This window comes from Halorubrum sp. T3 (genome assembly GCF_000296615.1).
GTDB classification, from domain to species: Archaea; Halobacteriota; Halobacteria; order Halobacteriales; family Haloferacaceae; genus Halorubrum; species Halorubrum ruber.
Window position 1 is genome coordinate 1 of the sequence record NZ_ALWQ01000009.1, and the last position, 14,536, is coordinate 14,536.

Sequence of the window (14,536 nt, forward strand, 5' to 3'; positions counted from 1 at the left end):
CACCCAATTGAGGATATTGAGTCCTATCTCAATGAGGAGGACCTCGAACTGTTTCGGACAACATCTGACGACGATCTCGTCCACGTCTGGGGGACTCAGTAGACGGGACGTGGCGGAACGTCGAGCGCAACGACATCGCGCTCCTCTACCACGATGGCGCCTTCGTCGCGAGGGCACAAGTCCTCCAACTCCGACACGACCCGACCTTGCGGAGTCTCTCTGGAGAGAGAACGTGGAACACGGTCGCTGAAACGAGGAAAGCCCCTGGGAGTACATGACTTTCCTCACCGATGTTGAGGAAGTCGACGTCGACATTAAGCAATTCAACGAACTCGTTGACTATGACGAGACCTACCGCCCCCAGGGATTTACCCGAGTCGCCGACAAGCGCCTCGACCAACTCTCTGGGGAAGGATCGTCGAGACCGCTATTGCCGATCTGACCGATGCCGGCGAACGTGTTCACCCCGTCGACGACGAAGACGACGGACCAACTCCCGACCTCGCTGACTAACCCCAGGCGGTTAACACAGATGGGAACGCCCACGGGGAGTTCGAGAAGCACGTTGCGAAGGCCTTCTCTCGGCTAGGGTGTGCTGCTGACTGGATCGAGTGAGGGAGAGACACCGACGTGGTGTTTGGTTTTACCGTGGTTGACCGCAAATTTCCAAGTTACAAACTTTCGGCCAATGCTTTACTAATCTGCTCAAACAGTCGTATATTCTTTATCCCACACTGACTAACACTTTTGTAGTATAAGATTCGATTTGAACTATGTTCGGACACGGCAAGTCTAGACCCCGATTCCTGACCGATCAGGAACTTGATCAGCGTGTCCGCGATGTGGTTCCTAGCCGAGTCAATACCGCTCTCCAAGAACGGACTGATAGCGATTGTTCCGACAGCTGTCTCTGCCACGATATAACCCGAAAGAAGGTTGCTGAGTTAGTTAACGAGTTCTCAGACGGGTCCATGGAGAGGACTAACGCCGTATACGTCCTTGAGTGTCAGTGGAAAACCGTCTCTCAGCGAGTAGTTCGGGAGGAACTCCGGCTTCAAAATGACGTGTCCTGGGTCGGTGAGGCGCAAAAAAACAGACGGTTAGTCTATGTTGGCGTCTCAACGTGTGTTCCTAACCGCCTGTGGAAGCACTCTATTGGGAGGGGAGACGGTGCAAACTTCACTCAGATGTTCCCGCCTACTCGGTTGCTCTCAATTCAGTGGTTCAAACGGGAGTCAGATGCCTACCGGGCGGAAGAACTCACAGCGCAAATTCTTCGAGAGGAAACACACACTGGTGTGTACATTTCTCAACCTGGATGAATTGATCGGGCCCTAGGCGCCACAATGACTGTCTAAAATTGAAGAAGTTGACGTCGCCTCTATCCGGTGACGGTATCTGGCGTCAAGAACAGTCATCCCAACTGCTGACCAAACACCTCGCCAATTCTTATTACAAGTCCTCCCATTCCACCAACAAATGGATTGGGACACGACGATCAATCTCGGCGGGTTCGGCAACTCCGCACAGATGGAGTGGCAAACCGTCAAGAGCTGGAAGTCATTTACCAACTTCTTCGACGACGCCGTCCACATTGACGCAGTCACCTACTGTGAATCGCCTGAGCTCCTCCTCGAATTATTTGATCAAGAGGACTCCACACTGGAGACAATGGACGTCCTGATCGGAGATAAAGATGAGTACCAGTCCGCAGTTGACGATGCCACGGTAGCCCGCCGACTTGAGTGCTACTACGCGGAAGATAGACTAACTGTCAGACTCAAAAACCGGAAAGTCGTCCACTCCAAGCTGTATCGGATAGTGGAAGCCGATGACACAGTGACGCTCATCGCTGGGAGCGCGAACCTATCCTACAACAGCTGGAAAAACCAAACCAACAGCATCGTCGTGTTCAACACGGAGGTCGGGAGCCAACTCGATCAACAATTCAAACAGTGGATCGATGACCACCGCGAGGAGTATGCTGACACCATCTTCATGGAGGACCTCGCGGCAGAGCTGGAAGAACTTGAGGATGAAGAAGAGGTCGAACGCCGTATCGAGTTGTGGATAGACAACCGCAACACGCAGCTCTCAGAGCAGGGGGAGATCCACTCCAATGTCGGCGAAGAACTCGAAGCGTTAGGCGACGAGGTAGACCAGGTCGTGAGTATCACTGATGACCCCGAAGAAGCAGATGAGGTCGTTAGCATCGATCCCGAACAGATCGAACCAGAGGATGACAGCACTACCAATGGAGATGAACCAGATGAAGCACCTGTAGAGGGAATTACCGCAGCAAAAACGCCTGAATACTCTATCACCCTCTCGACGCAAGGGTACGAAAACGACGGCTACCTGGACCAGATGGAAACCGACCTCAAGCGTCGCGGCGCGGATGTCGGCGCCGACGCTATCACAACACCCGTTGAGGGGTACACCAATTATCTCCAAACGCGCTATGACGTGCCGAAGATGTGGATCGACGAATCGAACGCCCGCGTCCACCTCCAACACGGCGAACACCACCGCATCCTGACCGCCGACCACGAACCCGACCCTGACCTGCTTGACGCCGCCCTCGAAAACATCGAGAACTACATCAAGACGATCGACCGCTGGGGAGAAACGAACAACCCACGGGCAGTAAAAGCGCACCTGTATGAGGGCGTGCTCTACGGGCTCTGGGCGCCATTCGTGAATCTGTACGCAAAGCAGTTCTACGGGAGTGTGACCCTCGATAATGCGCTTCAGTATCTCTATATATTCGGTGAGTCAGACGCGGGGAAAGACAAGTTCACAGAGTTCGTGTTACGGCTGATTTCCGATGACCTCGTCCGGGGTGGGGCTGACGCGGACGATGTCGGAAAGAATCAGATTCGATCACTCCGGAACATCGATACGGTGTTCCCGTATGTCGTCTCAGACATCTCCAAACAAAAGATCGAGCGGGTCGATACGCTCCGGAACTTCTGGCAGGACTCGTGGCACCCATCGAACGAGATCGCGTATCCGACGCTCATCTTCACTAGTAACGACTCCCGGCCAAACGATTGGTTCCGGAATCGAGCAAAGATGCTTCACTTCGACGTTGCGTTCCCATCGAATCCAGAGGACGAGGGGTTCTACAAGGCCCAAGAGGATCTCAATACGATCCTCGACGCCCGTAACCCGATCTTCTCGTATGTGTCACGGCGTATCCTTACTGACGAGCGGTATCTCGATGCCGGTGGAACTGTCGATGACGTTCGGCAAGTGTTTCTCGAGTTCTACGACCATGCTGACCGCAATGTCCCGAAATTCTTCCCAAAAGAGCCAGCCAACCGGAAGTACAACATTGGCAAGCGCAAGTGGAAACAAGCCTACGAACGCGGTGACGTAACGTTCGATCGGCGTGAAAACCGACTTATTGCTGAATTCGATCTTGAGCCACACGAGCTCTACAGTTATCGGAAGACCCTCCCGACGAAGATGCGGCCGGAAAAGAGCGGGCGGAGCATCATCATCAAGAACCCAGACGGCTTCGAAGAGTGGATAGAGCTCGCTGAACTGTCTGGTAACGAGGATACAGAATCATCACCAGGATTTTTCAGCCGTTTACTGGGATAAACTCTCTTCTCATCCGGTTGGCAGCTGTTAGGACACTAGCGACCCAATAGATTAGTGTTGAGCTCATTCAGGTGTTGGATTACAGCTATGTAAGCCGGGAAGTCGGCGATAGAAGGTCTCAGTGGTGTACATCTGTAGTATCAACCCAAAGCTTGTGAGATGGCTCTGTTGAAATCCTCAATAGGTGATACATTCTGTTGCGGCTGCGGTCAATACAGAGGACTCACGAATCGCTCAGTACTGCGTGGGGTGTATCGCAGTCGGGAGTATCTGGCAAAGCACATATCCACCGTCTGAATACAAGGTATGGACATGGATCTTGAACAGTTTCGCTACTATACTGCGTGGCACCACCACGCAAATCAGCGTTCTTACGAGGCTCCAGCCTCCCCGTGGAGGCTTCTCTCGGTGAGTCCAGCAGCAGTGGAATGGTACCACCCGAATCTTCAACTTAACTGGGGACTCGGTCGAGTGGAAGGTGGAGAGTGGGACGACACAAGCAACTGCTCGCGTCTCCGAGACACCGTTATTTATCGCGGGCTCAGCGAGAGATTTCAGGAAAGCTACGCATGGGAAGATACAACCCTCTTTCAGTGCGTAGCGGAGCAATTTGAGCAGCGTGAGACAGTGCGAGGGTATGAAGACCCATCAGAGTACGTGAAGGTTCGGTGTGCGTATCTCGATAATCTCTTCGAATCGATACGTGGTGACGGGTACCGCTCGAATGCAGCCGCTTACCACGAAATGGCGACCGAGGATAACGAATTCGAAGATGCGTATGCGAATCATTTAGATCCGCTTGTTGCTATCTCTCGAACCGGTGAGATATACTGGGTAGAGGGGTACCATCGATTCGCAATTGCGTCAATTCTCGAAATAGAGGAGATTCCTGTGTACGTCTTGTGCCGCCATGAAGAGTGGCAGCGCACGCGGGACGCCCTCTCCACTGAACCGTCCTCCTCACTCTCTTCTGAGTTGGAGAAGTATGTCCAGCATCCAGACACACAGGACATCGAGGCGTAGAGTAGTCGGTACCCGATTTGCGTGCTATATTCAGCATATTCACTGAAACGTGTCACAGGCTGAGGATTTCAACAGAGCCTGTGAGATAGAAAATAACCGACGTTCAGTCAGTCCAATCCACAATGACTTCGTTATGATATTTGAGGAAGCTAGGTCGGATCCGATGACCGTTTTGAATCTGTAACTGAGTCCCTAAGATAGAATCGTCGTAGGCGTGAGTCACGGTGTGCGTATCCGGATTGACAGTGATCATCCCATTATCGAAATCAGCATGGTGGTTGGGACAACACACCAGCATATTCTCGGGGATATCTGGACCGTTGTGCGGGTCACCTAACGGCCTGATGTGGTGAACCTCGGAATAACCTGAGTCGGGACCACTCTGTAGCCGGTGCCCACAAATTTGGCACGTGTGGTCGTACAGCGATTTCAGCTCAGTGACGAGGGCCTGATCTCGAAGGATTTGGTCTTGGACCGTCGTCGTTCGTTCCGGGTCTTCGACATTGCGACCATCCAGAGCTGTATGATTCTCGTCTGTGTCCGCTTGTGTCGACGATCCTGACGTGCTGCCAAACAACTTGGCTTCGAGCAGTCTCTCGTCACTGTAAAGCCTGGTAAGACGGTCTGGACTGACTCGGAGGAAGCCCTGAACGCGTGGAGTCCCGTTGTAATCGAGAGCGTCCCAAATGCGCGTGATTGCTGGAGCCCAGTCGTAATACTCTGCGATGGTGAAAATGAAGCGACTCTCTGGATTACCCCAAAGCCACGATCCAACCTCTGGATCATCAAGGGTCTGCCCAACCACACCGCCAGCAAAGAAGTCGCCGTCACGATAGAAGAGCAGACAATCTCGTGGCCGCATTTCGGTGAAGTACCGCTCTGTTTGTGGACCAGCTGTCGAGCCCCAGATACGTGCCGGTAGTAGTGGCGCAATCGATTCTGGAATTGTGGCTGAATCTGAGGGCTCAACCGGAGTACCGACTGTCCTAGTGAAGCGGTCTATCCACTCGTCGTTCACAGGGACGAGAAACAGGTTTGGAAGTTCAACCCGCCACATTCCGTATTTGTCGTGAGGGCTGATTCGGGTGTTATCTTGCCGCCCGAGTTGTTGTTGGACTCGGCGTACCGCGTGTTTCCATTCCGGTTGATCGGCGCCATCAGCACAGACATCGTCACATCGGAGGTCTTCGTCACAGAGTTCGGGATAGGCACGTTGTACTGCCGAGTAGATTTCATCGCTTGTGGATTGGACACCCGGCGGAACGCACGCAAATTGCGTAGCAGTGAGTGTATCTTGGAGTTCACGGATGTCGTCACGCATCAACTACGTGGAATGGGGCTGATGGGAAAAATCACGAGGCTGGATAGAGCTACTCCACCAGCCGCGAGTACTACACTCGCCTTCTGTCATTCACAATGTTTCGGTTGATATTCAACAGTATGATTATGCCTGAAATAGTGACATTTTGTGATGAGGAAGCCACTTGACAATTTATTCACTTTTTACCGGGGACCGTCTCATCGTGACGATGAGCAGTATCACCCTGGGAAACAACTTGAAGACAACGCAACGAAGAGCCTTCTCAATGTACTCGAGGAGACAGCCACCAGAGATGAAATCGTTCTTGAGCAGGTCCTCAAAGGGATTGAGCACTCGGTAGGAAAGACTAGCATTACTGATCCAGAATCCAATGGATGGGAGATTAACACCCAAGAGCCACTCAATGCGGTTGGAAATAAGGAGAGGACATATCTCATTGGCCTCTCAAAATCTGGCGACGATCCTCTGGGGGTGGAGTCTATCGATGATGGGACGCCACCAGTTAACGAGTCCCGACGCCGGCTCGACGCGGTCATCACACACGATACAGCAGGCGTAACAGTCGTCATTGAGTCGAAATTCAATTTTAATGATCTGAACTCAGAGCAACTTCAGTCGTACGCTGCCGCACTCGGGGTAAATGGTTCCCGGTATGCCACTATCTCGTGGCGGGATATTTACCAGTGGCTCGGTGAGTCTTCGAATGAAATTACCCCAACCTCAGAATATCTTGTCGAGGAGTTCAGAACCTACCTCGAGTACTGGGTCCTTGAGTTTGAACTCTCAAGTTCACGATGGACTGGTGGAACGAATCAGGTAAAACTAGTTCGGAATGAGAGACCATTACGTGAAAGTAGTGAGATTGACGCGAAGGAGCCGGAGGTAGTACTACAATTTCGAACGCTTCCAAGTGACCCTGACAAAAACAGGGGTCCTCGAGTACAATTTACAGAGTCAGAGTGGCAGGCTCTCATCCAGGATCTCAAAGAGAGCGGTGAGAGGATGGGATACGATTTCTTGAATGCGTTCAGAGAGACATCTGATAGAGACACATTCTGGAAGCCAGTCAAAGACGCTTACGAGGATGAAGGGCCTCATACAATCATTGCCAGCATCGGGGAACAAGGTAGTGTGCGGAAAGTACTCCGAATAGATGATGATAGCGACGAGGATAGCAGTAATGATGAAATCAAACCCCTGTTGACCTTCCAAACGTGGTCAGAAGGAAATTCGGCTCTTAGGGGTTCTCGGCCGATGTTTGACGGAGACGAATTCTACTCGTTGTCTTATAATAGTCAGAAGGAAGATAGTGGCCTAACGGATCATCAACGAAGAGCCTTATTCAGTTCCGAGGTATCGTTCGAAGAGCTATTTAGATAAGCACCGAGCCCGCGGATCTCCGGATTTTCATTCGGCATAATCCATGAGTCTCTGCTGTGTAGGAAAACATCGCGAAGACAGATGTTTGATGAGGACCCAAGAGATTCGGATCAGTTTGGGCGACTGCTTAAAAACCGTTGACTAAGCAAAATCTAATAGCTCACAAATATTGTTATTCAGAACTGACTGCTGCCTGTAAAGCTCCTCTGGAGTCCACGAAAACGTTCGGGCCTCCTCAGCCTCTGTGAACAGCAATGTCGCCTTCACATCTCGCGTCGAATCATTCTGGTACAGCGCAACTGCGTACGCAAGCATCTGCCACTCGTAGTGCTGAGCTTTCTCGTCGAGTAACGCCTCGTCGGTAATCTTGTTCGTCTTGTAGTCGACAATGTGGTACGCCTCATCGGTGACGATGAGATGGTCGATATCCCCGTACGTCTCACCGTTTTCAAGCGTCGCATGGACCCGCCGTTCGTCAGTCGCAGTGGGTGCGTTGAGACCATCCAGATACTCGCGAGCTACACGTAGGTGCCGCTGTAGTTCGGATATATCGCTCTCGTCAATCCGGGTGAGTGAAACGTCAGCTTGGACGGCAAATTGCTCGAGCAGCTGCCGAAGTCTCTCAGCGTCATCCGGCTCAATCTCCAGCTCTACGGCTTTGTGAAGCGCGCTCCCGAACACGGTCCGTGGCAGATACTCCGGAGAAGATTCCTCCTCTGAATCCTCTCCATCCTGCTCATCTGGCGGAACGTAGGAGACATGTCTCCCTGAGTGGTCGACGACGACGTCGCCCGGTGCGCCGTCCTGAATGAGCGATCCCAGATACGATGCGGGAATGCTGTACTCCGGCTCCGACTCAAGTTCTGGAATATCGATTGATAGTGAGGGCGCTTCGCGATCCTCTTTACTGGTAAGTTGATGTCCTGTTCGGGGAAGCCGAATCGTGAGTGGAACCTCAGACTCCCCCTGCCAAGCAACTTCTCCATCGGCGTCGAGTGCGTCTGTCGCCGCATCGTCGACGAGAAGCGACCCGAGGAAATCGTACCAACTCGATGGGTCCTCTGCGTCACCCGCCTCAAGGTTCGCCATTGACCCGTCGTCAGCGGACGCCGTCCCGACGAGATACAGGTGGTCACGAGCGCGTGTCATCGCGACGTAGAGGATACGCTTTTCCTCAGCGATCGCTTCACGCTTGCGCGCGAATTTCAACCGCTGCTTCAGGATCGTATCCTCTTGTGCGAAGCCGTCCTCGATACCGGGGCCACGGATGCCAAGGAGCGGTGTTCGGTCATTGCCATCAGCCTGTTCGATGGTCTCGAATTCAGCAATCCCTTCCCCGTAGCCGACTTTGAGGTTGAAGTCCTTCGATAGCCCCGGAACGAACACCGCGGGGAACTCCCGACCTTTCGCGTCGTGGATCGTCATGATCCGAACGCCGTCGGCGTCTTCGGCCACTTCGGCTTCTCCCTCCCGGGTCGACAGTTCAACTTCCCGCTCAATCCGATCGACTACAGCCGACAGTGTCTGGAGTCCATCCTCACTCCAGCCCCGTAATCGTGCTCGGAACTTCTCGACGTTCGCGACTGCCTGCTGACCGCGTTCGTCTGTCGCGAGACTCGCGATGAAGCCCGCATCCGCAATGATTCGACTGAGGAGCGCGTCCCAGGTCTCAACGATAGTCTCTCCATCCCCGACACCGGCGAGGGCTCGCCACCGCTTGAGGTTCTCCTGAGCAGCTGTTAGCCGGTCATCGTCGGTCGCTGCGAGAGCCTCCCAGAGTTCACCCTCCCCAATCTGGTCCCGGTCGATATCCGCCCAGAGTGAGACGATGCACGAGTCTTCGAATCCAAACACTGGTGACCGCAGAAGGCTATACAGCGCCAAGTCGTCGCTCGGATCCGCAAGCACTCGGAACAGATTTCGGAGTGCGACGATTTCGGTACTTTCGTAGAAGCCAATCCCTGAGGCGACAGTATAGGGGATATTCAACGCCGCAAGCGCTCGCTCGTACTCTTTCAGATGCGTCCGTTTGCGGAGCAGTATCGCCACGTCCGATGGCTCGAGTGAGGTTGGCTCCTCTACTGGCTCCCCATCTTCGAAGCCGACTGTCTCGTACCGTTGCGTGTCGTCTTCGAGTACCGCTGCGACTTCAGCTGCGAGGGCCCGCGTATCGAGTTCTGTATCGTCCGCCGGGAGATCCTGAAGCGCATGCCCGGCCGGGAGGACGGTCTCGCGAGTTTCTGCTTCCTCCGGCACCACGACGAAGCTGGCGCCGGTGCTGAGCTCCTCGCTATCAGTTCGGTCGGGCGTGAGACGCTGCGCCGTCGGCTCGAAACTCGTGTCGTCAGACTGGATTCCAGTGGGGGCGTCCTGGTAGGCAGGCGGAATGACACCGAAGAGCTCGTCGAATAGGTCGTTAATTGGTTCGAGAACAGCCGGCAGTGAGCGGAAGTTCCGGTCGAGTCCCCCATCGCCGTCAACTGGGTGAACCTCTTCTAGTGAACGGAGATCCTTTGTTCCGTTCGCTGTCTCGAGCCGCCGACGTTCGCGACTAAACTGCGCCACATCGGCTCCCCTGAATCGGAAAATGCTCTGTTTCTCGTCACCCACGACGAAGACGTTACACTTGCTATAATCGTCGTCCAAGGACGTGAGCAACTGTACGAGTTCCCACTGCCGTGGGTCCGTGTCTTGGACCTCATCGAGCATCACATACTCAAACGAGTCACGAAGGGAGTCTCGAATGGTCTCATTCGACTCGAGAAGGTCGATCGCCGCATCGATGAGGTCGGCAAAGTCCAACGATGACTCACCACGCTTGCGCTGCTGGTACGTCTCGTGGAGGTCCTGATAGAGCGATGCGAGCGCGACGTAGTACTGAGCAGCGTTGCGATCCACGCCGAGCCTATCAGACGTTGCCCACGACTCAACGGGTAACTGGTCCACCAGCGTGGTCGTGCCCGCCTCGTATCGGCGCGCGTTCTCATCATTCCAATCGTCATGTCCGGAATACGACCACGCATCAAAGCCACCGCGATACGCTGTACCGTCGCTCGTCAGCGCCTCACAGATGGCTGCCATCGCATCGTGAACCGCGATGTCGTCCATCGCTTCGATATCGAGACTGTGCGCTCCTACCGCATCTGCGACGTTCTGAGCGATTCCGATACGTTCCCTACCCGCCGACTCACTCGACGCAACGTGGCAGATATCTTCGAGCGCAGCCCGGACCTCGTCACGTGCTAAGTGTTTCCGCGCAGCGTCGATATCAATCGCACAGTACCGGTCACCGACGTACTCCACGTAGTCTTCTGGCGCCGCGTCTGCCCAGGTGTCGGCCCAGTTGCGAGCCTGATGGTGCTCACGAAGAAGGTCAGTCAGCAACTCCTCAAGCCGGTCGCGATAGTATATCTCCGTGAGGAGTTCCAGTCGATCGTCCTCGAGATGTTGGTCGATAAATCGCTCGACTGTATCTTGCTGTTGACCGGTGGCAGTCGTCTCCTCGATCACATCAAAACCGACCGGAACGTCGGCCTCCAGGGCGTACTCACGCAGGAGTCTCGCACAGAATCCATGAATCGTGTGGATGTACGCCTCAGGGAGCTTGTCGTGGTACTCACGCCACTCCTCGTAGGCCTCACCATCGACGTTCGCGAGCCGGTCGCTGACAGACTCTCGGACACGCTCTTGGAGTTCCATCGCCCCGCTCTCGGTGAACGTGATGGCAGCTATCGAGAGCGGGTCGGTGTCCGTTCGTTCGAGTAACTGTAGATACCGCTCGGCGAACGTCGTCGTCTTCCCACTCCCCGCACCGGCGGTGACCGCGTAATTCCGGTCGTAAGCGAGGGCGGCTCGCCGTTGTGCGGCTTCGAGTTGCTCGAAGTCAACCATCAGACACCACCCCCGTCGGCGTAAGCATCCAGATCCAGGTCCTCGTTTCGGGCTCGTTCGGAGATGTAATGCTCGCTGTCATCGAGTTCGTCGATGGTGTCACGCTGGTGGTGGTGCCGCACGTCACAGCTGTGCCGGAATGTACAGTTCTCGCAGTTCGCGAGATTTTCAGAGAGGAGCGTCGGTTGGAACGCCCCGTTCTCGATCGCGGTCCCGATACGCCCGACGCGAGTCGGTGTAACGTCGCGAATGAACCGAGAGAATTCCGCCCGAGTCTCGAACGGGAGTCGCCAGGACTGGGACAGCGGCGGTACGAGTGGGGACGAGTCATCACTCACAGCATCCTTCGATGTCAGTTCACCAGCGATCGGGTCAATATCGTCGGGAGATTTGAGCTTATAGTACGACCCAGCGACGGCCTCATGTGAGTCGCCAGTCCGCGCTTCAAGCGCCGTCTCAAAGGCAAGCCCATACAGCGGGAGCTGAAGTTTTGTTCCACCGGTGATGTCTGATCGCCCGGGTGTGCTCCCGGTCTTGTAATCACGGATATGGAATTGGTGGGGCGTCTGTCCTGTTCTATCGATGCGATCCGCGATTCCCCGGACGTCCACCGGCCCGTCTGGCGTGTCGATTGTCACCGGATTCTCAGAGAGTGTCTCGACGTCGTCGTAATCGATGTCGATGGCTCCCTCGAAGTAGATCGGTTGCGTCGCCATGCCGGCCTGGCGATCCAACTCTGTGTCGAGGAAGCGAGCGAAGAGGCCTGCCATTGCTTCGTCACCAAATCCGTGATACGGATTCTGGGCTGGATCTCCCAGTCCAGCCAGCAATCGCCCGATGGTTCTGCGCTCGAATGGGGTCTCCACCTCGCCAATATCGGCGAGCTCGTCGAGTGCGACATCGAGGAGTGTCGACTCCAGCGTCTCGCGATCGAAGGTAGTGAGGTCGACCGGTTGGTCAGCACCAGTGCGTAACCGGCGGAAAAATGCCGCCAGTACTTCGTGGACGTAGGTGCCGCGATCGGCGCGGGTGATTCCAGCCTCGTCCCCGTAGTCCTCTTCATAGCCGAGTACACGCTTCATCAGGAAGACGAACGGACAGCGGGCGTAGTCATCCAGTGCGCTCGGGCTGTACGGCTCCCTCCGATCTTCGGGGAACACGGTGTCGACGATATCCTCGATCTGTGCCTCGTGGTCGGTCAGGCCAGGACGCGATCGACGCCACGAACTGGTGACACCCTGTGTCGCAAAGACTCGGGAATCGGCTGGCAGTCCGTCGGCAGAGCTGAGCGGTTGGGTCGCCCGCTCCGGGGATTCGAACGACTCGCGAACTGCCCAACTCCTGTAGGACTGTTGGATATCCTCACTGACCACGTGCGGGAGGGCCTCGTCACCAGCTTCAGTGTCGGTTCGTTCGACGTAGCGTTCGAGTTCTGAGATAACGGGCGCTGGGACGTGTTCAGTTCCCTCGACAGTGTGTTGCGGAATCGAGAGGGTAACCTCATCAGAGCCAGTGAGCAGTGTTCCAAGGATGTATCGCGCCCGTCGACCGGAGTGTGCGCGACCGAATTCTTCGTCGGCGTCGTTGACCGCCTCGAAGAACGCCATCGTGTCGGACTCACTCGGGAAGTACCCCATCGTCAATCCGAGTGTGAAGAGGTGATCGAACGACGCCATCTCGGCTTCCGCAATCGGATACACCCGAACGTACCCCTGCTGTTGGCGAGGCCCACTGACGAGTTCAGCGAGCAACGCACGACGGACACGTCGCGCAGGCTCTTGGTCTGTAAGATATGGAGCTACGGCATCGAACGACGAGAGAACACGCTCAACGGCGCTCCACGCGGATTGTTCGTACGCAGGACGGTGTGAGCCTGTCGCCTCACCAGATGGGCCGTACGCGTCAACAGCGTCCTCGACAGCGAGTTTCTCGAGAGCATCCTCGAGCCCCGATGTGAATTCGGCAAGCCCATCGTCTGTGGGAGTGATTGTAGTGAGCAGTTCGCGAATCCCCTCGGCAGTTGCCGTATGATCGGTCCGCTCTAAAATTTCGAGAAGGCGTTCAAGCGTCTGATCGGGCGCTTTCGCTGCGGCAGTCGACAGCGCGTCAGGATCGATACTGAACGCGTCAAGTGTGACAAGCCGGTTCGCGGCGAGGTCTAGGAGACTACTCGTCTGTGTCTCTTCGTCGGTCAGATCGAGCAGTGCCTGTACCGCACCGCCAACCAAGGTCTGCTCGATACCAATCTGGTTGACGAACGTGAAGGGGATGTCGTACGTCAAAAAGACCTCAGACAGAATCCCCCGATACGTCGCCCGATCGGTGACAACGACACCGATGTCCGCAGGGTCGACGCCGTCATCTAACAGACTCCGAATGCGTCGGGCCGTCGCTCGGACCTCATCACGTTCTGTTGGGGGTTCTGTGAACGTCACTCCGGTTTCCCTGTCACGATACGAGGGGGGCTCCTCGGTATGATCGTAGAGACTCCGCACTGCCGCCAACCGGCTTTCATTGGTGCCGCTCGACGTCTGATATTCGAGTTCGAAATCCAATGCCTGATAGACATCGAGAGCCCGATCGACACCTGAGTCGACCCCCAAGCCGTTCCATGATTCGTGTGTGAGCGCGAGCGTCGCGACAGTCGGATATGCCCGAGACAGACGGGCGACGGTCTCTCGTTCGGCAGGTGCCAAACGCGTGAGTCCATCAAGAATGACGGCATCAACCGAGTCCGGAACCGTCGTGAGCAGCTGTTCGTTGTCAAGGAGCGTGAGATACTGCTCTGTAACGACGCTCTGCCAGTCGGGGTGGAGTTCACTTCGGAGACGCTTGTACTCAGCGTATAGCCCAGCGAAAGCGGTTGCCTGCTCTGTGAGGGTACTGTCTGTGATCGACGGATCAGTCTCTCGGAACGAACCATAGAGTTCTGCGGCGTCGACTGACGCGCTCCCAGCCGCACCGGCAGCCTGTAGTGCGTGCTCAATTGCGTCCGGCGTATCGTAGCCAGCGTATTCGAGGAGCGAAAACAGCCCTTGTACCTGGTCGATGAGATCGTTCGCGGGGGATTCAGTGCCTGCGAACGGACTATCACTCACGTTTTCGCCGTACTGTTCGATGGCTGCTTCGACAAGCCTGAACCGTTGGACACGACTGAGCGTGCTATTCGCGATATTTCCCGTCGCGCGCTCGTACAGTTCACTCACGTAATCGTCGAACGTCGTACAAAAGAACTGAATCTCGTTGTGTTCTTCTCGCCAGCGCCGCTGGAGGGCATCTGCGCGCTCCCGGGACTGAGTGAGGCAGAGGATG

Annotated in this window: 6 protein-coding genes; 3 read left to right on the forward strand and 3 right to left on the reverse strand. The window is 55.3% G+C overall.

Annotated features, from left to right (window positions below; genetic code table 11):
- Positions 1-1,479: 1,479 nt before the first annotated feature.
- Both B378_RS15655 and B378_RS17210 read left to right on the forward strand, forming a co-directional pair.
- Positions 1,480-3,609, forward strand: a complete 2,130-nt coding sequence (locus tag B378_RS15655) for a phospholipase D-like domain-containing protein (RefSeq protein WP_017342045.1) — start codon at positions 1,480-1,482, stop codon at positions 3,607-3,609.
- Positions 3,610-3,921: 312 nt separating this feature from the next.
- Positions 3,922-4,632, forward strand: a complete 711-nt coding sequence (locus tag B378_RS17210) for a hypothetical protein (protein ID WP_237738307.1) — start codon at positions 3,922-3,924, stop codon at positions 4,630-4,632.
- Between the two features lie 103 nt (positions 4,633-4,735).
- Here B378_RS17210 and B378_RS17180 read toward each other — a convergent pair whose 3' ends face one another.
- Positions 4,736-5,953 carry an HNH endonuclease gene (locus tag B378_RS17180; protein ID WP_082224192.1) on the reverse strand — a complete coding sequence of 406 codons (1,218 nt, stop codon included), beginning with the start codon at positions 5,951-5,953 and terminating at the stop codon, positions 4,736-4,738.
- 150 nt (positions 5,954-6,103) lie between these two features.
- Between B378_RS17180 and B378_RS16575 the strand changes: the two genes are divergently transcribed.
- Positions 6,104-7,333 (forward strand): hypothetical protein, encoded by a 1,230-nt coding sequence (locus B378_RS16575; RefSeq protein ID WP_155118155.1) that lies wholly within the window; start codon positions 6,104-6,106, stop codon positions 7,331-7,333.
- A gap of 141 nt (positions 7,334-7,474) precedes the next feature.
- On the opposite strand, the gene B378_RS0101440 is transcribed toward B378_RS16575, so the two are convergent.
- A complete protein-coding gene (locus B378_RS0101440; RefSeq protein ID WP_017342047.1) occupies positions 7,475-11,224 on the reverse strand; it encodes an exodeoxyribonuclease V subunit beta in 3,750 nt (1,249 codons plus the stop codon).
- Positions 11,224-14,430: a PD-(D/E)XK nuclease family protein gene (locus B378_RS0101445; protein ID WP_017342048.1), complete on the reverse strand. Its 3,207-nt coding sequence runs from the start codon at positions 14,428-14,430 to the stop codon at positions 11,224-11,226. Before B378_RS0101445 ends, B378_RS0101440 begins: the two co-directional genes overlap by 1 nt.
- Positions 14,431-14,536 lie beyond the last annotated feature (106 nt).